20 protein-coding genes and 2 pseudogenes are annotated in these 24,157 nt (G+C 56.5%); 11 read left to right on the top strand and 11 right to left on the bottom strand.

All coding sequences use genetic code 11. The features are described 5' to 3' along the window. The first annotated feature begins 96 nt into the window (after window positions 1-96). From ACQ4OB_RS18655 to ACQ4OB_RS18665, 3 genes and pseudogenes are all read left to right on the top strand, one after another. Entirely contained in the window at window positions 97-1,740 is a 1,644-nt protein-coding gene (locus tag ACQ4OB_RS18655) for an acetolactate synthase large subunit (RefSeq protein WP_430956207.1), read from the top strand. Window positions 1,741-1,812: 72 nt separating this feature from the next. Then, complete coding sequence (gene gabD, locus ACQ4OB_RS18660; RefSeq protein ID WP_430956208.1) at window positions 1,813-3,255, top strand: NADP-dependent succinate-semialdehyde dehydrogenase; 1,443 nt, start codon at window positions 1,813-1,815, stop codon at window positions 3,253-3,255. Window positions 3,256-3,616: 361 nt separating this feature from the next. Then, a pseudogene (locus ACQ4OB_RS18665) lies at window positions 3,617-3,946 on the top strand (ATP-binding protein); the annotation flags it as partial. Window positions 3,947-4,673: 727 nt separating this feature from the next. On the opposite strand, the gene ACQ4OB_RS18670 reads toward ACQ4OB_RS18665, so the two are convergent. Beyond that, entirely contained in the window at window positions 4,674-6,242 is a 1,569-nt protein-coding gene (locus ACQ4OB_RS18670) for a DEAD/DEAH box helicase (RefSeq protein ID WP_430956209.1), read from the bottom strand. Window positions 6,243-6,679: 437 nt separating this feature from the next. Continuing rightward, window positions 6,680-8,284, bottom strand: a complete 1,605-nt coding sequence (locus ACQ4OB_RS18675) for a recombinase family protein (protein ID WP_430956210.1) — start codon at window positions 8,282-8,284, stop codon at window positions 6,680-6,682. A 213-nt stretch (window positions 8,285-8,497) separates the two neighbouring features. Here ACQ4OB_RS18675 and ACQ4OB_RS18680 point away from each other — a divergent pair. The 3 genes and pseudogenes from ACQ4OB_RS18680 to ACQ4OB_RS18690 form a co-directional block, all read left to right on the top strand. After that, window positions 8,498-8,998: pseudogene (locus tag ACQ4OB_RS18680) on the top strand (tRNA-(ms[2]io[6]A)-hydroxylase); the annotation flags it as partial. A gap of 154 nt (window positions 8,999-9,152) precedes the next feature. Next, the gene (locus tag ACQ4OB_RS18685) at window positions 9,153-9,860 is read left to right on the top strand and encodes a winged helix-turn-helix domain-containing protein (RefSeq protein ID WP_102616368.1); all 708 of its coding nucleotides are present in this window, start codon (window positions 9,153-9,155) and stop codon (window positions 9,858-9,860) included. Beyond that, complete coding sequence (locus tag ACQ4OB_RS18690) at window positions 9,861-11,147, top strand: ATP-binding protein (RefSeq protein WP_102616367.1); 1,287 nt, start codon at window positions 9,861-9,863, stop codon at window positions 11,145-11,147. It abuts the gene before it with no gap. A 111-nt stretch (window positions 11,148-11,258) separates the two neighbouring features. Here the strand turns inward: ACQ4OB_RS18690 and ACQ4OB_RS18695 are convergent, their stop codons facing one another. The 7 genes from ACQ4OB_RS18695 to ACQ4OB_RS18725 all read right to left on the bottom strand — a co-directional run bounded on the left by ACQ4OB_RS18695 (window position 11,259) and on the right by ACQ4OB_RS18725 (window position 17,552). Beyond that, a complete protein-coding gene (locus ACQ4OB_RS18695) occupies window positions 11,259-12,047 on the bottom strand; it encodes a MipA/OmpV family protein (RefSeq protein WP_430956211.1) in 789 nt (262 codons plus the stop codon). A 100-nt stretch (window positions 12,048-12,147) separates the two neighbouring features. Continuing rightward, a complete protein-coding gene (locus ACQ4OB_RS18700; RefSeq protein WP_076031269.1) occupies window positions 12,148-12,636 on the bottom strand; it encodes a GFA family protein in 489 nt (162 codons plus the stop codon). 46 nt (window positions 12,637-12,682) lie between these two features. Further along, on the bottom strand, window positions 12,683-13,087 hold the full coding sequence (locus ACQ4OB_RS18705) for a PaaI family thioesterase (RefSeq protein WP_430956212.1): 405 nt from the start codon (window positions 13,085-13,087) through the stop codon (window positions 12,683-12,685). Between the two features lie 188 nt (window positions 13,088-13,275). Beyond that, window positions 13,276-13,893: a DNA-3-methyladenine glycosylase family protein gene (locus ACQ4OB_RS18710; protein WP_430956213.1), complete on the bottom strand. Its 618-nt coding sequence runs from the start codon at window positions 13,891-13,893 to the stop codon at window positions 13,276-13,278. Window positions 13,894-13,896: 3 nt separating this feature from the next. Beyond that, complete coding sequence (locus ACQ4OB_RS18715; protein ID WP_430956214.1) at window positions 13,897-14,700, bottom strand: isocitrate lyase/PEP mutase family protein; 804 nt, start codon at window positions 14,698-14,700, stop codon at window positions 13,897-13,899. Window positions 14,701-14,742: 42 nt separating this feature from the next. Beyond that, window positions 14,743-15,825: a bifunctional transcriptional activator/DNA repair enzyme AdaA gene (locus tag ACQ4OB_RS18720; protein WP_430956215.1), complete on the bottom strand. Its 1,083-nt coding sequence runs from the start codon at window positions 15,823-15,825 to the stop codon at window positions 14,743-14,745. A gap of 131 nt (window positions 15,826-15,956) precedes the next feature. Continuing rightward, on the bottom strand, window positions 15,957-17,552 hold the full coding sequence (locus tag ACQ4OB_RS18725) for a phospholipase D family protein (protein WP_430956216.1): 1,596 nt from the start codon (window positions 17,550-17,552) through the stop codon (window positions 15,957-15,959). A gap of 65 nt (window positions 17,553-17,617) precedes the next feature. Here ACQ4OB_RS18725 and ACQ4OB_RS18730 point away from each other — a divergent pair, with 65 nt between their 5' ends. Together ACQ4OB_RS18730 and ACQ4OB_RS18735 are read left to right on the top strand one after the other, a co-directional pair. Further along, complete coding sequence (locus ACQ4OB_RS18730; protein ID WP_198044991.1) at window positions 17,618-17,794, top strand: hypothetical protein; 177 nt, start codon at window positions 17,618-17,620, stop codon at window positions 17,792-17,794. A 17-nt stretch (window positions 17,795-17,811) separates the two neighbouring features. Then, complete coding sequence (locus tag ACQ4OB_RS18735) at window positions 17,812-18,399, top strand: LysE family translocator (protein ID WP_076031264.1); 588 nt, start codon at window positions 17,812-17,814, stop codon at window positions 18,397-18,399. Window positions 18,400-18,428: 29 nt separating this feature from the next. Here ACQ4OB_RS18735 and ACQ4OB_RS18740 read toward each other — a convergent pair whose 3' ends face one another. Together ACQ4OB_RS18740 and ACQ4OB_RS18745 are read right to left on the bottom strand one after the other, a co-directional pair. Next, complete coding sequence (locus tag ACQ4OB_RS18740; protein ID WP_074876260.1) at window positions 18,429-19,262, bottom strand: helix-turn-helix transcriptional regulator; 834 nt, start codon at window positions 19,260-19,262, stop codon at window positions 18,429-18,431. A 34-nt stretch (window positions 19,263-19,296) separates the two neighbouring features. Then, window positions 19,297-19,800: a VOC family protein gene (locus tag ACQ4OB_RS18745; RefSeq protein WP_074876262.1), complete on the bottom strand. Its 504-nt coding sequence runs from the start codon at window positions 19,798-19,800 to the stop codon at window positions 19,297-19,299. 181 nt (window positions 19,801-19,981) lie between these two features. On the opposite strand from ACQ4OB_RS18745, the gene ACQ4OB_RS18750 reads away from it, so the two are divergent. The 3 genes from ACQ4OB_RS18750 (at window position 19,982) to ACQ4OB_RS18760 (ending at window position 24,156) form a co-directional block, all read left to right on the top strand. Beyond that, the gene (locus tag ACQ4OB_RS18750; protein ID WP_430956217.1) at window positions 19,982-21,340 is read left to right on the top strand and encodes an XAC2610-related protein; all 1,359 of its coding nucleotides are present in this window, start codon (window positions 19,982-19,984) and stop codon (window positions 21,338-21,340) included. 166 nt (window positions 21,341-21,506) lie between these two features. After that, a complete protein-coding gene (locus tag ACQ4OB_RS18755; RefSeq protein WP_074876266.1) occupies window positions 21,507-21,962 on the top strand; it encodes a (2Fe-2S)-binding protein in 456 nt (151 codons plus the stop codon). A gap of 25 nt (window positions 21,963-21,987) precedes the next feature. After that, complete coding sequence (locus tag ACQ4OB_RS18760; protein ID WP_430956218.1) at window positions 21,988-24,156, top strand: molybdopterin cofactor-binding domain-containing protein; 2,169 nt, start codon at window positions 21,988-21,990, stop codon at window positions 24,154-24,156. Window position 24,157: the final 1 nt, after the last annotated feature.

The following is a 24,157-nucleotide window of genomic DNA, read 5'->3' on the forward strand; positions in this document are numbered from 1 at the left end:
TGAAGAACTGTAGCGCCGTCAGCGTGAAAGTCGCGCTTGCCGCTGATCAACATTTGTAAAACGCGCGCAAGCGCTCACAGATATCGAGGTAGAGAAATGGCCAAGGCCGCGGATGTCGTTGTGCAATGCCTGGAAAACGAAGGTGTCGAGTACGTGTTCGGTATTCCTGGTGAAGAAAACCTGGATCTGCTGGAGTCGTTGCGCCGCTCCAATATCAAGCTGGTATTGACTCGCCATGAGCAGTCCGCAGGTTTTATGGCGGCTACCTATGGCCGCCTGACGGGGAAGACAGGCGTCAGCCTATCAACCCTGGGGCCTGGGGCAACCAACCTGGTCACGGCGGGTGCGTACGCGTATCTGGGCGGCATGCCAATGCTGATGATCACCGGCCAGAAACCGATCAAGAAGTCCAAGCAGGGTCGTTTCCAGATTCTCGATGTGGTTGGCATGATGCAGCCGCTGACCAAGTACACCCACCAGCTTGCTTCCGCCGACAACATTCCCTCGCGTGTGCGTGAGGCTTTCCGTCTGGCCGAAGAAGAAAAGCCTGGCGCAGTGCATCTGGAACTACCGGAAGACATCGCCGCGGAACAGACGGACAGCACGCCTATCACTCCAAGTCTGCACCGTCGTCCGCTGGCTGAGCACAAGGCGATCGACGCCGCGGTAGAGAAGCTGCAGGCCGCTCGCAACCCAATTCTTGTAATTGGCGCCGGTGCCAACCGCAAGATGACTGCAAAGGTACTTAAGCAACTGATCGACAATACCGGTATTCCTTTTGTCACAACGCAAATGGGTAAAGGTGTTGTGGACGAGCGTCACCCACGCTTTCTCGGGAACGCCGCTCTTTCGTCTGGGGACTACGTACATCGAGCCGTTGAGGCCGCAGATCTAATAGTTAATATCGGCCACGATGTCATCGAAAAACCGCCGTTCTTCATGGTCCGTGGCGGTACCGAAGTGATCCACATCAACTTTCGTTCTGCTGAGGTCGACCCCGTCTATTTCCCCCAGATCGAAGTGGTGGGCGACATTGCCAATGCTGTCTGGCAAATCGGCGAAGCGCTGCAGCCGCAATCACATTGGGACTTCAGCCGCCTGTTGGCCATCCGTGAAGCCAATGAAGCGCAGATTATCGAAGGTGAGGACGATAACCGCTTCCCGATTTACCCGCAGCGTTTCGTCGCTGACGTGCGTCGTGCCTTGCCGTCCGAAGGCATCGTGGCTTTGGACAACGGCATTTATAAGATCTGGTTCGCACGCAATTATAAGGCCCACAAGCCCAATACCGTGCTTTTGGATAACGCCTTGGCGACCATGGGCGCTGGACTGCCATCGGCCATGGCTGCGCATTTAGTCTACCCGGACCGTCCGGTGGTCGCGGTTTGCGGCGACGGTGGTTTCATGATGAATAGCCAGGAACTAGAAACAGCGGTACGACTAAAAATGAACCTGACGGTCGTCATCTTGCGCGACGACGGCTACGGCATGATCCGTTGGAAACAGTCGAACATGGGCTTCACCGATTTCGGCTTGGACTACGGTAATCCGGACTTCGTCATGTATGCGCAAAGCTATGGTGCCAAGGGACATCGGGTGGAAAGCGCCGAAGGTTTTCTGCCACTTTTGGAGCGCTGCATCAGCGAGCCGGGTGTACACGTGATCGATTGCCCAGTGGACTATTCGGAGAATGATTTCATTCTCAATAGCGAGCTCAAGAGAAGAAGTGCTCTAGTCTGATCTCTCGCTCATTTGTCTCAATAGCGGCATTGCGGTGCCGCCTGTCTTTCTGTACTGAAATCGGAGTTCATCATGCAACTCAAAGACACCCAGTTGTTCCGCCAACAAGCCTTTATCGATGGCACTTGGATTGATGCGGACAATGGTCAGACGATCAACGTCACCAACCCGGCAACGGGCGAAATTCTGGGCACCGTGCCGAAAATGGGCGCTGCCGAAACCCGCCGTGCAATCGAAGCCGCTGACAAAGCGCTACCGGCCTGGCGTGCACTGACCGCCAAGGACCGTGCGAACAAGCTGCGTCGCTGGTTCGAACTGATCATCGAGAACCAGGACGACCTGGCTCGCCTGATGACCCTCGAACAAGGCAAGCCATTGGCCGAAGCCAAGGGCGAAATCGTTTACGCCGCTTCCTTTATCGAGTGGTTCGCTGAAGAAGCCAAGCGCGTCTACGGTGATGTGATTCCGGGTCACCAGCCAGACAAGCGCCTGATCGTGATCAAGCAGCCAATCGGTGTGACCGCTGCAATCACCCCTTGGAACTTCCCGGCCGCGATGATCACCCGCAAAGCCGGCCCGGCCCTGGCCGCCGGTTGCACCATGGTGCTCAAGCCTGCTTCGCAAACTCCGTTTTCCGCATTCGCTTTGGCTGAACTGGCCCAGCGTGCCGGCATTCCAGCCGGTGTGTTCAGTGTGGTGTCCGGCAGCGCCGGCGACATCGGCAGTGAGCTGACCAGTAACCCGATCGTGCGCAAACTCTCCTTCACCGGCTCGACCGAAATCGGTCGCCAGCTGATGGCTGAATGCGCCAAGGACATCAAGAAAGTCTCCCTGGAACTGGGCGGCAACGCGCCGTTCATCGTGTTCGACGACGCGGACCTGGATAAGGCCGTCGAAGGCGCGATCATTTCCAAGTACCGCAACAACGGCCAGACCTGCGTCTGCGCCAACCGTCTGTACATTCAGGATTCGGTCTACGACGCGTTCGCCGAGAAGCTGAAAGTGGCCGTGGCCAAACTCAAGATCGGCAACGGTCTGGACGATGGCACCACCACTGGCCCGCTGATCGATGAAAAAGCCGTGGCCAAGGTTCAGGAGCACATCGCTGATGCCGTGTCCAAAGGCGCCACCGTTCTGGCGGGTGGCAAGGTCATGGAAGGCAACTTCTTCGAGCCGACCATTCTGACCAACGTGCCGAATAATGCTGCGGTGGCCAAGGAAGAAACCTTCGGTCCATTGGCGCCGCTGTTCCGTTTCAAAGACGAAGCCGACGTGATCGCGATGTCGAACGACACCGAGTTTGGTCTGGCGTCGTACTTCTATGCACGTGACTTGGGTCGTGTGTTCCGTGTGGCGGAAGCCCTGGAATATGGCATGGTCGGCGTCAACACCGGGTTGATCTCCAACGAAGTCGCGCCGTTTGGCGGCATCAAGGCGTCGGGCCTGGGCCGTGAAGGCTCCAAGTACGGCATCGAAGATTACCTGGAAATCAAATACCTCTGTCTGAGTGTGTAAGGCTGCAGCATCAAATGAAGGGGGGGCATTAAGTATGCTTCTGCGATTTTTGGCGGGCCATTAATGGACGTTCTTCTGTTGGGGTTAGACCCCGGCGGTATTTACCAGCTACCGCTTTTGGCCCAGAGTGTGTAAAAACACCCGCAGTACAAGGGCTGACGATGCCAGACGTCCTGGATCTGGAACAGGTTGAAATGATACCGATGCTCACTGCCTTTGACGGCTTTGGCGAACGCACAGTACGTCCCCAGCATTTGTCTGATCAACGTGGCGCGAATCGCTACTCAAACAAATAGTGTGTGCTTACCCCAGTTCATCGAGTACCACTAGGTCTGTCTGTTGCAGCCCTGGAGCGATTCTGACAGACCTAGTGGTGCTCGATGATCTGGGGTATTTATCTTTCAACCAGAGCGGTGGTGCCCTGTTATTTCATCTGCTGTCCAAGCTGTACGAGCACACCTGCGTCGTCATCACCACAAACCTTAGATTCTCGGAATGACCGAGCGTGTTTGGCGACGCCAAGATGACCACTGCATTGCTGGATCGGCTCACGCACCACTACCACATCGCCGAAACGGGCAATGAGTTCTACCGCTCGCAACACAGCAGTTTGATTGCACAGTTAAAGATCAAATCACGTGAACGTAAGCGCAAGGACGATGATGGTAAAGAGGATGATGAGCCGTTTTGAACTACACCAGGAAAAACCTGCCGTATTGCATGCGGTGGGGCTTAGTGCGACTGTCACCGGGACACTGCTGCTAAGCTTATCCTGAATTGTTGATGCAAAAATCAGCAATCCGGCCAGGGTGAATTTTCAATCGGCAGGGTGGCTCAGTTCTCAATCAGCGCCAACATTATAGGAGTTTCCTTGTAGCATGAGTTGGTAGGGGGAGCGCTCAAGCTGCGTCACTATGTCTTCGCGTTTTTGGTGCTCGTCAATCAACGCCGAAACAGCGCCAAGGCGGCTGGAACGGATTTGTTTGAAGGCAGGTTGTACCATTAAAAGCGTTATAATAAACGGATAGGATTCTAGCTGTTAATTTAGAAACGCACGAGCACTGCGAGTGCGCCCGTAGGGCGAGTGTAAACCATATGAGTCGACAGGTTTTTAGAAGTCCCATCCTAGTACGGTTTTTATTAGAGACATTCGAAGGTCGAAGCCGAAGGCTGAGAATTTATGGTTCTAGTAATTTCGAAGTCTAGATGTATTATACGGTTTAAATTGTGTTGTTAAAGCGCTTCGCGCCATCACGCCCTACGGGCATTCTGATTCCCTCTGTGATTAGAATGGTGTTCTGGTTCTAGGATGAGCTTGAATGGTTTGAAAGCAATCATATCTCTAAGGATTATTCTTAGGAATATGATCGGTTTTCCAATGTAGATTGACAGCCCCGTCTCGACGGGGCCATGTCTGTTTAGGCGACGAACTGTTCGAGACCTTCAGCAGATTTCGGATTCACTCCTTGAAAGATAGCCCTGGTCCACCGAGATGCAGTGGCCTCGGAGACTTCCCAAAGCTCAATCAAGGCTTTGTTAACGGCCGGGCGCCGCATTCCTTTTTCGAAGGAGCTTTTGATGAAATCAGATGCTTTGTCTTTTTCATCTAGTGTGACAGCGCACCGATTGTCCTGTTGTTTAGGGGGTGTCATCGCTAAGCTTGTATCAATAATTGCATTGGTCATGTGCGTACTTTTTAGATACTCGGCCACCTGTAGGTCCTGCACGTACAGGAAAACAGGTTTCTTGTTTTCTCTATCTCGAACTGCTGTTCTAGTGACAGCTTGAAGGCTGGCATCTAATTTGTTCGTCACAACCCATGCATTGATCAAGTCGTTGTGGCTGATCCCGTATTTGTCAGAAAGAATCTGCAAGCTCTTTTGATCATTAGGTGAAGGGCGACCGCTGAATAGCAGGCTCGCTGCGGTTTTACCCTTGTAAATATTCAAGCCACGGCAGTCAATAGGGCTGTAGTCGATACCATTTTTCTTATTGGGGATATCGTAGTGAGGGCCAAAGTCGGTCCAGTTGTTGGCGATCACCAGGAAATCCTCTTCTGGTGTGTGATTGATTGCGTTCGCTAATACTTTGTCGATTACTTGGCCATTGTAATTGGCAAAGTGAAGCCAATAGCTGTCTCCGCATTCACCTTTCAAAGCTTGGGTCTTTGACCACATTCCATTCATCATAGGAAAAATAGTAATGTTACAGCTGTACTCAAAAGGTGCAGGAGTGAACGGCGATATTTTGTACTGAAACCCAAATCTCTTGGAGAATAAGTCAAAGAGGCCGCCTTCAATCGTTGCCGACAGGATATGCGTTTCTTTGGCGTGTCTGATATGTGAGAAAATATTACTTTCAATCATGGTGTGAAAGTGAAAGACCACCTTGCCTTTTTTAAGCCCTTCTTCAATGTATATAATTTGTTTGCTCAGCAAGGCTTCAAACAACTTGTACTCAAGCCCGGAGAGGGTAGACGCTTTGCTTTGGTCCTTTTTAGACGCTTTGTAAGTGCTAATTCGCTGCTTCATCTCCGTAATCATGCCAGGTTTGATAGTCAAAAAATTATCGTTGATATCAGTCATGCGAAAGACTTGCTGAGCTTCAAGATCTCCCAGAGTATCGTGGTGAAGTGTCAGCGGGGTGGGAGTCTCATCAATCACCAAAGTCCAGCCATGAAGAAGCTCAGGGTTGGTCAGTTTCAACCCCTCATGTGTTACAAGGATCAAGTTTTCATTTCCGTTTCGTAGAGTTCCTTCTATGGATTTGGATACGGACTTGTTGTGGACTTCATCGCTGTTGATGACTTTTGGATTCAAATTGAAATCCTTCATGCGAGAAAGAATTTCTCCGTTCAGTCGGCGAGTCGGGAGCGCAATAATTACTCTCTCACCTTGTTTGATGTAATTAGGAAGTTTTTCGATCATTGCTTGTGTTTTGCCGGCGCCAGGAGCAGCGAGGGCGGTATGAATAATTGTTGCGATCACTAAGGTTTACCTTTCATAGGCATAGTAAATGCCAGTTAATAGAAGTTGTTGTTTTTAATTTTTACCCGCTTTTGATGTGCTTTCCAGGATGCCTTTGATAATCACGTAACAACATGGAAATAGTATAAATATTACAAACATAAAAAAGGCACCTAAGGGCGAAGATGTACGGCCTGGTAGGTATGTTGTAATAATATCAAAAGAGGTGTCTAAATCGCGGGTATCAGCGTGCTGATACAATAAATATATACTTTTTTTAAAGCTTCGAAGTAGAATCAAGAGAGATATTTTCAAGCTCAAAAATGATGCAAATCATTTTTACATTAATATTATTGCTTGGTCGCTTTAATGTGCTGGTGGAGCAAGATTTAAAGTAAAAATTGAAGATGGCTTTCAATATCTAGCGGATTACTCCATCCCGCAGTAAATGGTTAAGATCAAGGCGTCATTAATTCATCCATGAGGCTGAAGTCCTCGAGTCGAATATCTTTATTCGAGATGGAGTCAAATTGATGTCCGCTACGTTGTGCCTGTAGCATTTGTAGAAATTTTGCTGTGCGCTCTCTCGTCAGGCTTCCTTCTCTATTGGCTAAGAGGTGCATTTTATCCAATGTTTGAATTTTGTACACTTGTGCTTTTCTATCATAACCAATGTAAGTGCAATTGCTAAGTTCGTTGCCAGTAGTATTGGCTAGGATGTTCCCATTGGCATAACATTTGATTTGATAATGTACAGATTGAAGCAGTGCGTTTAGGCGCATTGGGTCTTCTTCGATCAATTCATACTGGTAATCCCACGCATCCTCGTAGCTAGTTGTGTTCATTGTATCGTCTTCGGTAAAATAAAGTTTTTCGTCTTCCAATTTCCTTCTTTCGAAAATCAGGAGGTTTATTTGATTGTCGAACTCCGGTACTGGCCCGTATTTTTCTATAGAATTTATCAGATTTTGCAGTTTTTTAGCGATCTCGTTCAATTGGCCGTCAATAATGATGTTTTTTTTCTTGGCCTTTGATAGTTCGATATTTTGTAAAGCGTTTTCCATTGAAAGTGTCGCAGTGTCGTAGCAGATATGTAGCAACACCGGTGCAGGAAAAGATTTGCCGTTTTCGCATCTCTCAATGCCATGTATGCTACGAGCAGAGCAGTGCATGCTGTTCGGACTATATTTATTAACTTTCACTTGGAAGTTAGACCCACAGTTTCCGCATCTCACAAGCCCGGCTAGAAAATGTTTGCTGGGTGCCGAAGCTGGTACATAAGCCTCCTCAAATCTCTTTTGGACTTGGTAAAATAAATCTTGGCTGACAATGGGCGGGTAAATTAAGTGTTCGCGCCAGAAGCCGATTGCAGTTTTATTTGTAAGCCACTTTCTCACGCTTGCTGGATGACTTTCTTCAAACGCCGGATGTTTAGCTTTCAATCTCCTTAGAATTCTGCGTTCCCCAAGATCTGATAATGCATCTTCAAAGGCAGTTTTCATTGCTTCTGCAATGTCATCCTTTAGTGTTCCATCAGAATTTAGCCAAATTGGCGTTCTTCTTTTTGGGAGTATCCCTTTTTTGGCCATTTGTTCACGAATTCTATAGCTTTCTTTGATTCGTTTTCCGAGGCTCTCGCTATATATAAAGGCTTGTTGTACTTTTCCGACAAGTAACCAGATTTGGTCAGCCTTGATGATCGGACCATATACTGCACCATCTTGAAGTGTGATGATCCGTACGCCAGCCTCTACGATTTGATGTATCAGTGAGATCATTTTTGTTTCATGTAAGCGTCCAATTCGGTCAATTGCTTCAACCAGAATAACGTCTCCTTCGCCAATTTCTTTAAGCTCAATAGCTTGTAGTAGCATTCCGAATCCGTGCTTTAGATGGTCACCTTTAGAAGCAGAGCGTCCTAAATCCTCAAAGTTCTTTGGGAAAATTTTGTATTCTGGGTTTGTATCAATCCATTTGGCTATCATAGCCTGCTGCCTTTCTAGGCTGCTGCCTGAACCTTGTTTTACGCTCGAAAAACGTGCGTAGCCGACTGCGTAGGGCATTCTTTTTGACCTTCGTTATGTTATAAAAATATGATGCAAATTCACATTCTGGGTGCGCGTTTAGATCCGCCCCTATTGGGTGTTCTGTGTTTTGCGATGACTAAGTTATACCACTAGAAACCGTGTATCTAAACACTATGCAGAATTTTTATTGGTTTTTTTTGATATTGTATTTGATGTAATTAGATTCGTAGTGATATTGCAGATTATAGTGAATTCAAGGCCGCCAGTACCGCGTTGAGCCTGATTGCCAAGTATCACTCCCACGTCGATCTGATCAACCTGATGTCGCGACTGGCCCGGGAAGAGCTGGTTCACCATGAACAGGTCATGCGCCTGATGAAAAAGCGCAAGATCGAGCTGCGTCAGCTGTCCGCCGGGCGCTACGCTTCGGGCCTGCGCAAAGTGGTGCGCAGCCACGAGCCGGTCAAACTGGTGGACACCCTGGTGGTCGGCGCCTTTATCGAAGCCCGTAGCTGCGAGCGCTTTGAAGCGCTGGTGCCGCACCTGGATGAAGATTTGGGCAAGTTCTATTTCGGCCTGCTGAAAAGCGAGGCCCGGCATTTCCAGGGTTACCTGAAACTGGCCTACCAGTACGGTGACGCCAAGGACATCGCCCAGGTGATCGACAGGGTTCGCGCCGCCGAACAGGAGCTGATCGAGTCGCCGGACGTGGAGTTTCGTTTCCACAGCGGTGTGCCAGCGGCCGCCTGACGCTTCGACGGCAAATGTAAAAAACTCTTAAAAGTATGAAACATCTCCGAAAACCGGCCCCCGAGGCCGGTTTTTGCTGCCTGCGATAACCGTCCGGTCACCGATTGGCGCCATAATGCCGGCCACTTCTCACAAGGGTTGGCAGACGGTCGTTATGGATAGCCTGGGTTTTGGCAAAGTACTGCTGGTGGAAGACGACGAGAAGCTCGCCGGGCTGATCGCGCATTTCCTGTCGCAACATGGTTTTGAAGTCCGGCAGGTGCACCGCGGCGACCTCGCATTGGCCGCGTTCCTCGAATTCAAACCGAAAGTCGTCGTGCTCGACCTGATGCTGCCGGGCCAGAGCGGCCTGCACGTGTGCCGCGAGATCCGTAGCGTGTCCGACACGCCGATCGTCATTCTTACCGCCAAGGAAGACGACCTTGACCACATCCTCGGCCTGGAGTCCGGTGCCGATGACTATGTGATCAAACCGATCAAGCCGCCGGTCCTGCTGGCCCGGTTACGCGCCTTGCAACGCCGCCAGATGCCGGACAGCAGCGTGTGCAGCGCTCTGGAATTCGGCCATCTGAGTATCGACCGCAGCTGCCGGGTAGTGCGGCTGGCGGGAGAGGGCATCGAACTCACCACCATGGAGTTCGAACTGCTGTGGTTGCTGGCCAGCGCTGCCGGAAAAATCCTGTCCCGTGACGATATTCTCAACCGCATGCGCGGCATCGCTTTCGACGGCCTGAACCGCAGCGTTGACGTCTACATCAGCAAACTACGGGGCAAGCTCAAGGACAACCCTCGAGAGCCGCTGTGTATCAAGACCGTATGGGGCAAGGGTTATCTGTTCAATCCGTTTGCGTGGGAGCGGTGAATGCTGCGGTTATTTTTGGGGCTGTTTCTGGTGATGACGGTTGGCCTGGTCCTGGGGCTGCAAACGGTCGATCGCGCGTTCAATGCGCTGCTCGACGGTCAGATGCAGAGCTACAACCGCGAGGCGGTGCGGGGCCAGGCCTGGTCGCTGGCTGAGCAGTTGCGCGGCCTGGACGGGGCGGCCCGGGAGCGACAACTGGACGCGGTGCGCCCCTACTACGGCTTGGGCCTGAGCCTGGTCGAGACCGACCAATTGTCCCTGAGCGATCAGGAGAAAGCCGAGTTGGCCCAGGGCCTGCTGGTGATTCGTGAAAAGTACACGCAATTCATCTCGCGCATTGACGACGGTTCGCAACTGCTCAGCATCATGCTGCCGGCGGAGCCGAGTCTGATGTCGTTCTACATTGCCGCGGCCTATCTGATGATCGCGGTGATGATCGGGTTCGTGTTGTTATTCTGGGTGCGCCCGCATTGGCGCGATCTGGAAAAGCTGCGTCTGGCGGCCGAGCGTTTTGGCGATAACGATCTGTCGTCGCGGATCCAGCTGTCCAAGCGCTCGAACATCCGCGACCTGTCCGAACATTTCAACCTGATGGCGGCGCGCATCGAAAGCCTGATTGCCAATCAGCGCGAGCTGACCAACGCGGTGTCCCATGAATTGCGCACGCCGATTGCCCGACTGTCTTTCGAGCTGGACCAGCTCAAGCAACAACCCGATCCGACCCAGAACCGTGAACTGATCGCCGACATGTACGCCGACCTCGGCGAGCTCGAAGAGATGGTGTCCGAACTGCTCACCTATGCCAGCCTCGAGCGCGGCGCCACGGTGATCACTCGGGAAAACATTCAGGCCAGCAGCTGGCTCGACAGTGTGCTCGGCAGCGTCGCGCTGGAAGCTGAAGCCGCTGGTGTGCAATTGCTGATTGTCGAGTGCCAGGTCGATGAGGTCCGCATCGAGCCGCGCTTCATGGCCCGGGCGGTGATCAACCTGCTGCGCAATGCCATTCGTTATGCCGATGGGCGGGTGGAGGTGTCATTGGTTCGCACCGGTGATCACTACGAAGTGCGGGTCAACGACGACGGGCCAGGCGTGCCGATGGACGGGCGGGAGAAAATCTTCGAGCCGTTCTCGCGCCTGGACGCCAGCCGCGACCGCCGCACCGGTGGCTTCGGCCTGGGCCTGGCGCTCGTGCGGCGGGTGTCGCAATCCCATGGCGGGCAAGTGGAAGTGGCGGATTCGCCGTGGGGCGGGGCGTCGTTTCGCATGACCTGGGCGCACCAGGATTAATTGCGCCGCTCTTGCGGACCCCTTCGCGGGCAAGCCCGCTCCCACAGGGGAATGCATTCCAAATGTGGGAGCGGGCTTGCCCGCGAAGAGGCCATCTGCAACACCGCATCGTCAAAAGGTGTACGCAACCTGGCCAGCCAACGATGTCTGCATCCGCTGCTCAACAATCGGACTGTCCGCCGCATCGTTCGCCAGATACTGCACCGCCAGCACCGTCGAAACACGCCACTGCCCATTGACGGGTAATGTCCAGGTCACATCCGCGCCGCGACTCACCAGCCCGCCATGTGTGTCATAAGCCCTGAACTGGCTGCGCGACGCTTGGGCATCGCTGACGCCGTACCAGGTGCGCACGTAATGACTGTCACCAAACTGGCTGTTGAGGCTGCCGACGACCTTGCCATGCTCACCTTCATAAAATGGTGCGCTGATGCTCAGTTTCAACCGGTTCCACGCCGAGCCGGTGTCATGATCGTCGTCGTCCTTTTCCAAGGCATGCTCAAAGCTCGCACCGAGGATAATCGGCCCCATGTGGTAAGTCCCGTCGAGCCCCAGCGCCGGGCGTGACTTGATCGAGCCCATGCCGTTGAGCTCATCCGAACCTTTGAACCCGGTCTTGCGATCCTTGCGCACATCACTGGCGCCGATGTACACGCTGAGGCCGAAATCTTCCTCGTCGAACGCCCAGCCCAGACCCTTTTCAGTGTCCAGGAAGAATCCGTAAGGGCTGAGGATTTCAGCGCCCAACAGCGGCGCCACCACACGTTCGTCACTGCCGCTGTAACGGGGCACGCTGGCGGCCCCGGCCCGCAAGGTGTAGCGCCAGTCTTCAGCACGCAAAGAGTCAACGGGAATGAGCAGGCACAGCGAAGTCAACGACAGGGATAGCGAGCGAAACATGGGAGCACCCGAGGAAATTTGGATGCGCCCATGCTAGGCGGCTGCCGGGCGGCAATCTTTGACAGCTTTGTCGGGAAACTGTCAAAGACTGTGAACGGGCTTAGCGGCTCAAACCCAGACGCTCATGCCATTCGGCGATGGATTCTTCGGGAAAAATATCGAACTGTTTGTCGCCAGGCTGCACCTGTGCCTCGACCCAAGGCGCCTTTGACCCGAGCATCAAGTGCGTGCGCTCCGGTGGCACCGGCAGCGGGGTGTCGATGGCAGAGGCAAACGGGTGAATCAGCTCTGGCCATTCGGGGCTGAATATCCACAAGCCCGAGCCACAGGTCGTGCAGAAATGTCGCTCCAGGCTGCTGCGGTGGGCACGCTTCTGGCCTTCATCCTTGAGCCGCGCACGGTAAATCGCAACGTGTTTGCGCCCTCGCACTTTCAGGCTATTGGCATCACCGGCAATATTGATCGCGTAGCCGCCACCGCCCTGAGTCTTGCGACAGATCGAGCAATAGCAACGCTGATACGGGTAGGGATGGGCGCTGGTCAAACTGAACGACACCGCGCCGCAATGGCAGGAACCTTCGAGCTGCATGGGAACCTCCGTCAAATCTGCAACGTTCCCAAGACAGCCTAGACCCTCAGCGCCCCTCGACCGGTACGAGAATCGCGTCGCCGGTCGCCACCAGTTTCAGCTGATCGCCGGTTTGCGCGAACAACTCGGCGCGGGCGAACACTTGTTTCTTGCCGGCCTTTACCACCCGCCCCCGAGCGATGAACACTTCGCCGATGGCGGGTGCCAGGCAGTTCACTGAGAAGTGTGAGGCCAGCACATTGCCGGCGACCGTTCCGGCTGCGAATCCGCAGGCGGTGTCGAGCAGCGCGCCGATCAGTCCGGCGTGCAGGAAGCCTGCGTACTGCGCCATATCGCTCTCGCGAAAAGCCATCGTGAGCTCGGCTTCGCCGCTCTCGGCGCGAGTGACTTCGAAACCGGCCCAGCGATTGAAGACTGAGGTTGAGTTGATCTGTTTGAGTGCGTTGAGCATGGCGAATCCCTCCGGTTGAGGGATCAACATGCGCCGGGTTTGAGGAGAAGTCATGGCGGATAAGGGAGGGTGATGGGTAGTTGGATTTGTGGTGAATGGTCCGGCCTCTTCGCGAGCAAGCCCGCTCCCACATTGAAATGCATTCCCCTTGTGGGAGCGGGCTTGCTCGCGAAGAACGATAACGCGGTCTACTTGCCGGTCATCCGCCACAAATACCAGGAAGCCACCGTCCGATAAGGGCTCCACGCCAACCCGATCTCAATCATCTGCTTGCGCGTCGGCTGCACCTCCAGCCCCTTGAGCCGGCGATATCCCTCACGCACGCCAAAGTCATCGGCGGGCAAAATATCCGGCCGCTCCAGGCTGTAGATCAGCAACATCTCAACCGTCCAGCGCCCAACCCCGCGCAAGGTAATCAATCGCTCGACCAGCGCCTCATCCGCCATCGCCATTGCCTCAGCGTAATCCGGCACCACACCGTCCAGCGCCGCTTGGGCAATGCCCTGAATGGTTGCGATCTTGCTGGCGGAAAAGCCGCAACTGCGCAGTTGATCGAACCCGGTCGCGACAATCTGCTCAGGCCTCGGGAACGCGCCCGTCCCAAACAACGCGATCAATCGACCGACAATCGCATCCCCGGCCTTCGCATGCAGCTGCTGATAGGCAATCGCCCGCACCAGCGACTCATAAGGATCGCGTGCCGCATGGGGCTGGTGCAGGCAAGGGCCGATGGCGGCGATGTGGCGGCGCCAGTCGTCATCGATGGACGATAGAAACTCGGTGGCGGGCAGGTAGGCGTCGGGCATGGGTCAGGCTTTCCCGGAGGACGCCAGCAGGGCATTCACTTCGCCATAGGTGAAGGCCTTCAGCTCACGGCTGTCGAGTGTCCCCGTTTCCAGAAAGCTCTTGGCCAGTGCACTCATGGCGCCATACAGAAACTCGGCGATGCGTGACCCCGCGCTCAAACGGCGTACGCCGAGGGCCTTCAGCTCGTCAGGCGAAGGCAAGCCGGGGAGCCCGAGCACGTTCAACGGCAACCGAGTGCCCTGGCACAGCGCGGCGATTTCGTACTCAGCCGTGACGCCAGCCGCGAACAAACCATCGGCCCCGGCCGCCTGATACAACGCGGCGCGCTTGAGCGTCTCGGCCACGCGATCTTCGGCGGGCACCAGGTTCTTGAGGTACACATCGGTTCGGGCGTTGATGAACAGCTTCACGCCGCGACGTTCGGCCACCTGCCGAGCGATTTCGATCTTGCGCATCAACAGCTCGGGCGGGGAAGCGCCGTCCTCGATGTTGATCCCGACGGCCCCGGCGGCAATTACCGCCTCAATGACTTCGGCCACCCGCGTCAGGTCATCGGAATAACCGGCCTCGATGTCCACGGTCAACGGCACCGATATCACCCGGGCGATGGACTCGACGGTCGATACCAGGCGCTCGAGGGGCAGGGCGTTGCCGTCCGGATAACCGTGAGCCCAGGCGACTGCCGCGCTGCTGGTGGCGACGGCTTTACAGCCCAGTTGCTCCACGATGCGCGCCCCGGTGGCATCGGCGACATTGGTGAGGATCAGCAAGCCGTCGTGGTGCAGTTGGTGAAATGACGTGTCCATCGAATGTCCTTCCTTATGACTTTTTGAGAAACCTGCAAATGATCAGAATGCGAGCTGTTGCGTGATCTGCACCGCTGCTTTTTCCAGCCTGAGCAGGAACGCCTTGCGCGGTTGTCCTCCACCATAGCCGGTCAGCGAGCCGTCAGCGCCGATCACCCGGTGACAGGGCACAACAATCGAGAGACGGTTATGCCCGTTGGCCAGGCCCACGGCGCGACTGGCGCCGGGCTTGCCCAATAACGCCGCAATGGCGCCGTAGGTGCTGGTCTGGCCGTACGGGATCTTCGCCAGTTCGGCCCAGACCTGTCGGGCGAAATCGCTGCCAGGCAAGTGTAGTGGAACGTTGAAGTCAGTGAGTTTTCCGGCGAAATACTCGGTCAGTTCGGCTTCAATCTGCTGCAAATGCGCGTTATGTCCTGGCGCAACCGCGTAGCCGTATCGATTCTGCAGTTCTTCCACTTCCTTGGTCAGCGCTGGTCGATCAAGAAACTCCAGCAGCACCAGCCCGCGGCGCTCGGCCATGGCGATCATCGGCCCCAGCGGTGTGGTCAGGCGCGTGAACAGCAGTGGTTCGCTGTTGCCGGCGCGGCCGGGCGTGATGTTGAAGGACTTTTGAAACGCATCGCGAAACCCGCTCAGAGACTCGTAGCCCGAATCGAACGCGGCGTTGTCGATGGAGTCGCCCTGTTTGATTCCGCCCAACGCTATGCCGAGGCGTCGGGTGCGCAGCCAGGCGTGAAAGGTCATGCCGAAATGCTGCTTGAACCAGCGGCGCAGCTTCAGTGGTTCGATGCCCTCGGCCAACAGTTGGGCATCGGTCCAGCGCTGCTCGGGGTCGGCATCCACCGATTTGAGCAGCTGCTGCACCCAATCCGGTGCAATGGCCGCCGCGTCCAGTGGTTTGCAACGCAGACAGGCGCGGTAGCCGGCCGACATGCACTCATCGGCATGGGCGAAGAACTCGACGTTCTCCGGTTTCGGCTTGCGCGCCGTGCAACTGGGGCGACAGAAGATGCCGGTGGTTTTGACCGCAGTAAAGAACACCCCCTCATAGGCGGTGTCTCGTTCGAGCATGGCACGAACCATCTCGGCGTGGGGCGGAAGCAAAGTGTTTTGTAGGTTCATGGGCTGAGCATAAGCCGCGTCGCCCAGCGCCTCCACCGGAAAATCGACAGAGAATTCCAGCCGTCGTTTCGCACCCGCTGAACAGTCCAGGTGCAGTGTGTTTTCCGAGTCCCGTAAAGAACCAATTCAAGCTATAGCAACTTCTCCAGGCCGATCATGCTGGTGAACCATGAGTTGAAGTGTCGCCACCAACTCCCCGGTTCCTTGGTCAATGTGCGCTGTTTGCCGTCATCTTCGGTGACCCAGACGATCTGACCCTTTTCCAGCCGGACCTGATAGCTGAGCGCTGGCGCCATACCTTCCAGCGCCAGTGCGCGAACCCGACTGGCGAGCTCCGGATTGTCCACCAACACCCCGACTTCGGTGTTCCACAGTAATGAGCGCGAGTCGAAATTGAACGATCCGATGAAGGCTTTCTGCTGGTCGAAAATCATTGTCTTGCTGTGCAGGCTGGAGTCGGAGCTATTGGATGATGACCCCTTGTTGAACGGGCGCGGCCCACTGCCACCGTTGCCGTTGCCGTTGCCGTTGCCGTTGCCGTCGGGCTGACGGCGCAATTCGAACAGCTGCACGCCATGCTCCAGCAAGGTTTTGCGATAAGGCGCGTAACCACCGTGCGTCGCCGGTACATCCGTGGCTTCCAGTGAGTTGGTCAGCAAGCTGATCGACACGCCGGCATCGGCGCGATCCGTCAGGTACACCAGCCCCGGTTGGCCGGGCACGATGTAGGCCGAGACCATGATCAGTTCCTTGCTGACGCCATTCAGCTCGGGCGCCAACTGGGTGGCCAGCAACAGGTGCGGGTCAGGCTCGCCCTTGGACAGCACCTTGCTCGGTGCGTCCCACAGCGCCTGGTTCCATGCCCAGACCAGCTCCCGGCGCCAGACGTTCAGACGCGGGTGAGTGGTGTAGGTCTTCAACTGCTGGTACAGCGCGTGATTCTCTTTGCGCGTTTGCTCCAGAGACTCGTTCAGCCGGGTCCGGGTGTTTTCCAGATCTCGGGCTGTCGGTTTACTCGAGATGAATTGATCGATCGGCTTGCTCAGGGCGCTGTTCCAGTACTGGTCGAAGCTATGCCCCAACTGTTCGGCGACCGGGCCGATGCCGAGCAAATCGATGTCGGTGAAATTGCGGTTAGGCTCGGCATCGAAATACTCGTCCCCCAGGTTGCGCCCGCCAACGATGGCCGCGCTGTTGTCCGCTACCCACAGTTTGTTGTGCATGCGCCGGTGTTGCTGCGACAGGTTGAGCAACCGGCCCATCGTCCGTGTCACGACGGTGCTGCGGCCCAGGTGCAGCGGATTGAACACGCGGATTTGAATCTTCGGATGGACGGCGAGGGTCGCGATGATCCAGTCCAGATCATCGCTGGTGGTGTCGTCGAGCAGAATCCGCACCCGTACTCCGCGGTCGGCGGCGTCGAGCAGTTCGCTCACCAGTACCCGTGTGCTGATGCCGTCGTGGACGATGTAGTACTGCAAATCCAGGCTGCTTTGGGCATTGCGAATCAGTTCGGCGCGGGCAGTGAAAGCCTCGGCGCTGTCGGAGAGCAAGCGAAAGCCCGATCGGCCCTGATGGGGGACTGCCTGCGCCTGAATCGAACGGCCGAACGCCGAATGGATTGCCGGCAGGGCCTGACTGGGTTCGCGAGGGACATTAATGGTCGTACAGCCACCAAACAGCGAGGCGAGTAACAGAAAAGCAAGCAGGGGCTGTCTGATTCTCACGGAGCGTATTCCGGGTGGTAGCGGTTAGCATATGGACGCCGGACGCCGAAGAAAGGTCAGTCGGTATGCGCCAGTGGTTTGATCGCTGCCGCACCGGCTTTGCGCACCGCTTCTTCAATCTGCGGGGTTGTTTTGGCAGCGTAGTTCATCCGCAGGCAATTGCAGCACAGGGCCAACTGGAGGGGCGTTTTGTTCAATACAGCCCTCAGGTGGCTCTTTACCTTGAGGCCTTGTTCAACTGAATTGAAGAAGGTCTGTGATGAGTCTGATTATCTCGATGGCGGCATTTGCCCTGGTGGCCTCGATAACGCCAGGGCCAGTGAACATCGTGGCATTGAGTTGCGGCGCGCAGTTTGGTTTTCGCGCCAGTCAACGGCATGTCGCCGGGGCGACGCTGGGTTTCGTCGTGTTGTTGGTGTTGATGGGATTAGGGCTGCACGAAGTGTTGCAGCGCTGGCCAGCGCTGACGCAGGGGGTGCAATGGGCGGGCGTGGCGTTCCTGTTGTACATGGCCTTCAAGTTGGCTGCCGACAAGGGAGATCTGGATGCGAAGGAATCGGGCCGGACACCCTCGATGCTGTATGGCGCCGTCATGCAATGGCTCAATCCGAAAGCCTGGCTGGCCTGTGTGGCCGGCATGGGCGCTTTTGTGGCAGATGGCGAGGCGCGACTGGTCTGGCAGTTTGCGGCGGTGTATCTGGTGATTTGCTACCTGTCCGTCGGCTGTTGGGTCTACGCCGGGACGTTTTTGCGCGGGTATTTGAGCAACGCCAAAGGCATGCGGTTGTTTAACCGAAGCATGGCGTTGCTCTTGGTGGTATGCGCGGGATATTTGATCCGGGCTTAAGCGTTGCCCTTTGGGGGTGACGGCTGATGTCAACTCCGGTATTGCCCCGGCGTCGCCGCCAGATGCTGTTTGAAAACCCGTTGAAAGTGCGCCTGATCGGCAAACCCTGCTTCAAGTGCCACATCGGCAATCAATTTGCCGCGACGCAACCGCTCCCGGGCGAACTGGATTCGCTGGTTGAGTACAAACGCGTGGGGCGTCATGCCGTAATGCTGCTTGAACGCGCGGATGAGGTAGGAAGGCGACAACTGAGCCGCCGCGCAAATATCTTCGAGCTTGAGCAATTGCGTGAAGTTGTCGCGGATGTACTCGGCGGCCCGCTCCAGTTTGAAATTGGGCTCGCGCAGAGGCTGATCACCGGGGTTGAGGCGCTGCTGTACATCGGTGAAAAACTCCACCGCGGCGCTGTGCTTGCGCAGGATGTCGTGCTGATCATCGACCAGCACGTCGTACAAACCCTTGAGCCCGGCAAACAGATCGGCGTCGTCCACGTGAGTGATGGAAAACCGGCGGAACGCCAAGTCCGGGCTGAAACCGAGCTGATGCTGCAAATCGGTCAGCCAGGGTGTCTCGACGTACAGCATCAGGTACGACCACGGTTGGTCATCGAGGGGATTGCAGGCGTGGACATCACCGGGATTCATCAGCACCACGGTGCCGGCACTGACCTGACATTCCGATTGTTCATGGAGATAGGTACTGCACCCGGCCGTGATTGCACCAATGGAAAAGTGCTCGTGAGAATGCCGGGTGTAGCAGACCTCGCGGCCGTCGGCGATGGAACGGGCTTCGATGAAGGGCAGGGCGTCGTCGCGCCAGAAGCGCGGGGCTTTGTCGGCATCTTTGGCAACGGCGGGCTTCATGGTCAGCGTCCTCGGCAGGTCAGCGCGAAGTGTATTAGCTCTCGCCGTCAAAGGCTCGTTGCAGTGCAGCGATATCGAGTTTTTTCATCTGCAACAGCGCCGTCATGGCGCGTTGGGATTTTGCCGTGTCGGGGTCTTTCATCATGTCCGTCAGGGCCACCGGAACGATCTGCCACGACACGCCGAATTTATCCTTGAGCCAGCCGCATTGCTGAGCCTCAACGGGCCCGCCCGCGGACAGACGCCCCCAGAAGTGGTCGACTTCTTCCTGAGTATGGCAATTGACCTGGAATGAAACCGCTTCATTGAACTTGAACAGGGGGCCGCCGTTGAGGCCGGTAAAACTCTGTCCGTCCAGTTCGAAACTAACCGTCATCACCGAGCCTTCGGGCCTGCCATGTATCTCCTGACCGGCCTTACCGTAGTGGGTAATGGCACTGATTTTCGAATGATCGAAGATCGCACAGTAGAACTTCGCGGCCTCCTCGGCTTGATCGTCGAACCACAGGCAGGGCGTGAGTTTTTGAACGCGGTGCATGGCGCAGCTCCTCTTCGGATTACTCAGGCTGGACTTTCAGCGTAGTCAGCCTCGGGTGGTCTGGCCGTACCGTAGATCGACAAGTTGAAAGAGTTTGCTTTGGCGACGGAATCAACAATGTCGGGATGACCCGATAGCCGCTAGACTTGCCGACCTGATTGCCGCAAGGAAGCTCTGCGCCATGGTTGCCTCTCGTTTACTGGCTGTTTCCTGTCTGCTGGCTGCCGGTGCTGTAAGCGCCGGGCCGGTGACGTATCACCTCACGGATCCCGCGAAGAAATACGTCATTGACGTGCTGTTCGCTCAGCCGCCCACCCAGACTTTCGACGGCGCCCCTGCGCTGATCACCTTGCGCAAAAGGGCCGGCGGGCAGGTGCTGCAGCGTATCGAGTCAGCCGAAGCGTTCGCCCTGTTCAAGCCAGGCCGCAAAGCTTCGGAGTTCGACCGCAACCTGGCGTATGCCGATCAAAGTCTGCTGTTGTTCGGCGATTTCAATTTCGACGGCCAACAAGATCTTGCCGTACGCAATGGCAATGATGCGGGCTATGGCGGTCCTTCCTATGACATCTACCTGTTCGATCCCCAGAGCCGGACGCTGCTGTTGAGTCCATCCTTTTCCGCTCTGACCCGTGACGAACACCTTGGCATGTTCGAGATCGACCCGGTTACCAAAAGCCTGCACACCCAGTCCAAAAGCGGTTGCTGCTGGCACCAGAGCGCGACCTGGCAAATACAGGACAACCGTCCTGTAAAGGTGGCCGAGAAAACACAGGTGGAGCAAAAACCCTCCGAAGCCAACCCGTTCATGCCTAATGGCTATGTGGACGTCACCGATCGTGAACTGAAGTCCGGCCAGTGGACTGAGCGTCGTCGCCTCGAAGGGCCCATCGGTGAAGCGCCTGTCATGTTGCGCGGCACCCTCGATGACAAGATCCCCGTTGAACTGTGGTGGCAACGTCAGGGGGATGTCTACGTCGGGGAAGTCCGCTACAGCAAGACGGGCAGCGGCAAACCGATCCGGCTGGTGGGCAATACCTACGAAGATGGTGGAATCGTTCTGCGTGAACTGGGCGACGACGGTCAGATGATCGGCAACTGGTTCGTCGAAGGCACGCCGAACGAGCAGGGCAGCCAGACCGGCACGTGGATCAACGGCTCGCGGCAATTAAGCATCAATTTGAGGCCGACTGCGTTCAAGGTTGCTGCGCAAAAACTCGAGCCGGTTGCAGACAGTCAGCGAGAAGGGCGCTACCTCGTGAGCAATGTCCAGGATCAGCGCGTCGGCGAATTGACCGTCAAAGTATTGCCGGCAATCGACAACGGCCCCGAGATGGCGGACGTCAACCTGAGCATTTTTCAACTCAAGGATCCGCCCGTCGAAGTCCGTCATCAGTATCCGTTGCTCGCCGGCAATCTTGTTATTGCACTGAACCCCGAGGGCGACCCGCTGTTTCGCCTGCAATTGCTGAACGGCGCCGCAGAAGTGACCGGTTTTGGTGAGTATCAGAAGTACAGCGCGGCTTATGTGAAACAACCTTGATGTCGTCGGGTTACCTCGGTCTTCTTTGTGTGACCGGTGGTCGATGAACCCGTCTCGCCCGGTAATTTGCGCTTAGCTGAAAGGATAACGCTGCTCCTGCAAAGGGCGTAACGGCGCAGCCCCGAGAGAGCCCGTTCAGAACACCGTGAATCTGAGGAAATTCGCAATGCTGACCCTCAACATCAATGGCAAGGACCAGGCGCTGGATGTCCCCGCAGACATGCCGCTGCTGTGGGTACTGCGCGATGTCGCGCACCTGACCGGCACCAAATTCGGTTGCGGCATGGCCCAGTGCGGCGCTTGCACCGTGCACGTCGACGGCGCGCCGCTGCGCTCCTGTGTCACCCCCGCCACAGCCGTGGCCCATGGGCAAAAAATCCTCACCATCGAAGGCCTGTCCAGCGACGGTTCGCACCCGGTGCAACAAGCCTGGGCCGAACTCGATGTGGTGCAATGCGGCTACTGCCAGTCAGGGCAGATCATGTCGGCCGCCGCGTTGCTGGCGAAAATTCCCAAACCCACCGACAGCGACATCGATCAGGCGCTCTCCGGCAACATCTGCCGCTGCGGCACCTACCCAAGGATCCGTGCAGCGGTCAAACGCGCCGCAGAAATCGGTTGATGCCACGTCGAAGGGAGTCCGAACAATGAACAGCCTCAATCCTCTGTCACGCCGCGGTTTCCTCAAGGGCAGCGCGGTGCTGGGCGGTGGTCTGGTGGTGGCGTTTGTTATCCCCGGTGGCCATCGCTTTGCGATCGGCGCGGAGAATCAGGGCAATGTTTTTGCGCCCAATGCGTTTCTACGGATCGGCGCTGACAACAGCGTCACCATACTGCTCGGCCATTCGGAAATGGGCCAGGGCATCTGGACCGGCCTGACCATGTTGATCGCCGAAGAACTGGACGCCGACTGGTCGAAGATCCGCGTCGTACACGCACCCGCTTCGGCCGCCGAGTATGGCCTGGCCGGGTTTGGCGGGATGCAGATCACCGGTGGTTCGACCTCGACCTGGATGGAGTTCGACCGCTACCGGCAGGCCGGAGCCGCAGCGCGTTTGATGTTGATTGAGGCGGCGGCCAAACGCTTCAACGTCGCACCCTCCGCGATTCGCACCGAATCGGGTGTGGTGATTGCCGGCGACCAACGCGCCACCTACGGCGAACTGGCCGATGACGCCGGCAAGCTGCCGGTGCCGGATCCGGCGTCGATCAAGCTCAAGGAGTCCAAGGACTGGAAAATCATCGGCAAACCGACCAAGCGCCTGGACACCCCGGAGAAAATCACCGGCCGCGCCAAGTTCGGCATGGACGTGCAGTTCGACGGGCTGATGACCGCCATGGTCGCGCGCTCGCCGGTGTTCGGTGGCACCGTCAAATCCTTCGAAGGCGCCGAAGCGCTGTCGATTCCGGGCGTACACAAAGTGGTGCAGGTGCCCACCGGGGTGGCGGTGATTGCCGATCATTACTGGGCGGCGAAGCTAGGGCGCGATGCGTTGAAGGTCGATTGGGACCTGGGGCCGAACACCGGGCTCGACAGTCAAACGCTGCTGGACAGCTTCCGCAAACTCGCCGCCACCCCTGGCGCTTCGGCCAGTCACGCCGGGGATGTTGCGGCGGGTCTGGGTAAAGCGGCGAAGACCATCGATGTCGAATACAGCGTGCCGTACCTGGCCCACGCGCCGATGGAGCCGCTCAACTGCACAGTAAAAATCAGCAAAGACAAATGCGAAATCTGGACCGGCACCCAGTTCCAGACCCTGGATCAAATGGTCGCCGGGAAAATCACCGGGCTCAAACCCGAGCAGGTGGAGATTCACACCGAGTTCCTCGGCGGCGGATTCGGTCGCCGGGCCAATCCGACCTCGGACTTTGTCGCTGAAGCCGTGGAAGTTGCCAAGGCTGCGGGCGCACCGGTGAAAACCGTCTGGTCCCGGGAGGATGACATTCGCGGCGGCTACTACCGCTCCGCGTTCCTCCATCAGGCGCGCGTCGGGCTCGATGCGGGCGGCCTGCCGATCGCCTGGAAGCATGTGATGGTCGGGCAGTCGATCATGGCGGGCACCTCGTTCGAGGCGACGATGGTCAAGAATGGCATCGACAAGACCTCTGTCGAAGGGGTTGCCGACAGTCCGTACCTTGAGGGATTGGCGAATCACCAGGTTGAACTGCATTCGCCGCAAACCGGCATCCGCGTGCTCTGGCTGCGCTCGGTGGGGCACACCCACACCGCGTTCGTGATGGAGTCGCTGATCGACGAACTGGCAGAAGCGGCCGGCAAGGACCCGGTGGAGTACCGGCGAACCTTGCTCAAGGACCATCCGCGGCATCTTGGCGTGCTGAACCTGGCCGTCGAGAAAGCCAACTGGAAGGCGCCACTGCCGGCCGGCCATGCATTGGGTGTTGCGGTGCATGAGTCGTTCGGCAGCTACGTCGCCCAGGTGGCCGAGGTGTCCCAGGACAACCTGGCGATCCGTGTGCATCGGGTGGTGTGTGCGGTGGATTGCGGCATTGCGGTCAACCCGATGAGCATCGCGGCGCAAATGGAATCGGCCATCACCTTTGGCCTCGGATTTACCTTGCACAGCAAGTTGACCTTCAAGAACGGGCAAGTGGTGCAATCCAATTACCACGACTATCAAGTGCTGCGGCTCAACGAAATGCCGGTGGTGGAGGTGCATATCGTGCCCAGCAGCGACAAACCCGGTGGCATCGGTGAGGCCGGTGTGCCGCCCACGGCGCCGGCAGTGGCCAACGCGGTGTTCGCCCTGACCGGCCAGCGCTTGCGGGAATTGCCGTTGCAGCTGTCGGGGGTGTGAG

Origin of the sequence: Pseudomonas sp. ES4 (assembly GCF_050586665.1) — a bacterium.
In the GTDB taxonomy this organism is placed as follows: domain Bacteria; phylum Pseudomonadota; class Gammaproteobacteria; order Pseudomonadales; family Pseudomonadaceae; genus Aquipseudomonas; species Aquipseudomonas frederiksbergensis.

Excerpts from the sequence above, each read along its gene's own strand:
- ACQ4OB_RS18655 (WP_430956207.1), top strand. The coding sequence starts at position 97 with ATGGCCAAGGCCGCGGATGTCGTTGTGCAATGCCTGGAAAACGAAGGT.
- gabD (WP_430956208.1), top strand. The coding sequence starts at position 1,813 with ATGCAACTCAAAGACACCCAGTTGTTCCGCCAACAAGCCTTTATCGAT.
- ACQ4OB_RS18675 (WP_430956210.1), bottom strand. The coding sequence starts at position 8,284 with ATGCCCTACGCAGTCGGCTACGCACGTTTTTCGAGCGTAAAACAAGGT.
- ACQ4OB_RS18685 (WP_102616368.1), top strand. The coding sequence starts at position 9,153 with ATGGATAGCCTGGGTTTTGGCAAAGTACTGCTGGTGGAAGACGACGAG.
- ACQ4OB_RS18690 (WP_102616367.1), top strand. The coding sequence starts at position 9,861 with ATGCTGCGGTTATTTTTGGGGCTGTTTCTGGTGATGACGGTTGGCCTG.
- ACQ4OB_RS18695 (WP_430956211.1), bottom strand. The coding sequence starts at position 12,047 with ATGTTTCGCTCGCTATCCCTGTCGTTGACTTCGCTGTGCCTGCTCATT.
- ACQ4OB_RS18700 (WP_076031269.1), bottom strand. The coding sequence starts at position 12,636 with ATGCAGCTCGAAGGTTCCTGCCATTGCGGCGCGGTGTCGTTCAGTTTG.
- ACQ4OB_RS18705 (WP_430956212.1), bottom strand. The coding sequence starts at position 13,087 with ATGCTCAACGCACTCAAACAGATCAACTCAACCTCAGTCTTCAATCGC.
- ACQ4OB_RS18710 (WP_430956213.1), bottom strand. The coding sequence starts at position 13,893 with ATGCCCGACGCCTACCTGCCCGCCACCGAGTTTCTATCGTCCATCGAT.
- ACQ4OB_RS18715 (WP_430956214.1), bottom strand. The coding sequence starts at position 14,700 with ATGGACACGTCATTTCACCAACTGCACCACGACGGCTTGCTGATCCTC.
- ACQ4OB_RS18720 (WP_430956215.1), bottom strand. The coding sequence starts at position 15,825 with ATGAACCTACAAAACACTTTGCTTCCGCCCCACGCCGAGATGGTTCGT.
- ACQ4OB_RS18730 (WP_198044991.1), top strand. The coding sequence starts at position 17,618 with ATGCGCCAGTGGTTTGATCGCTGCCGCACCGGCTTTGCGCACCGCTTC.
- ACQ4OB_RS18735 (WP_076031264.1), top strand. The coding sequence starts at position 17,812 with ATGAGTCTGATTATCTCGATGGCGGCATTTGCCCTGGTGGCCTCGATA.
- ACQ4OB_RS18740 (WP_074876260.1), bottom strand. The coding sequence starts at position 19,262 with ATGAAGCCCGCCGTTGCCAAAGATGCCGACAAAGCCCCGCGCTTCTGG.
- ACQ4OB_RS18745 (WP_074876262.1), bottom strand. The coding sequence starts at position 19,800 with ATGCACCGCGTTCAAAAACTCACGCCCTGCCTGTGGTTCGACGATCAA.
- ACQ4OB_RS18750 (WP_430956217.1), top strand. The coding sequence starts at position 19,982 with ATGGTTGCCTCTCGTTTACTGGCTGTTTCCTGTCTGCTGGCTGCCGGT.
- ACQ4OB_RS18755 (WP_074876266.1), top strand. The coding sequence starts at position 21,507 with ATGCTGACCCTCAACATCAATGGCAAGGACCAGGCGCTGGATGTCCCC.
- ACQ4OB_RS18760 (WP_430956218.1), top strand. The coding sequence starts at position 21,988 with ATGAACAGCCTCAATCCTCTGTCACGCCGCGGTTTCCTCAAGGGCAGC.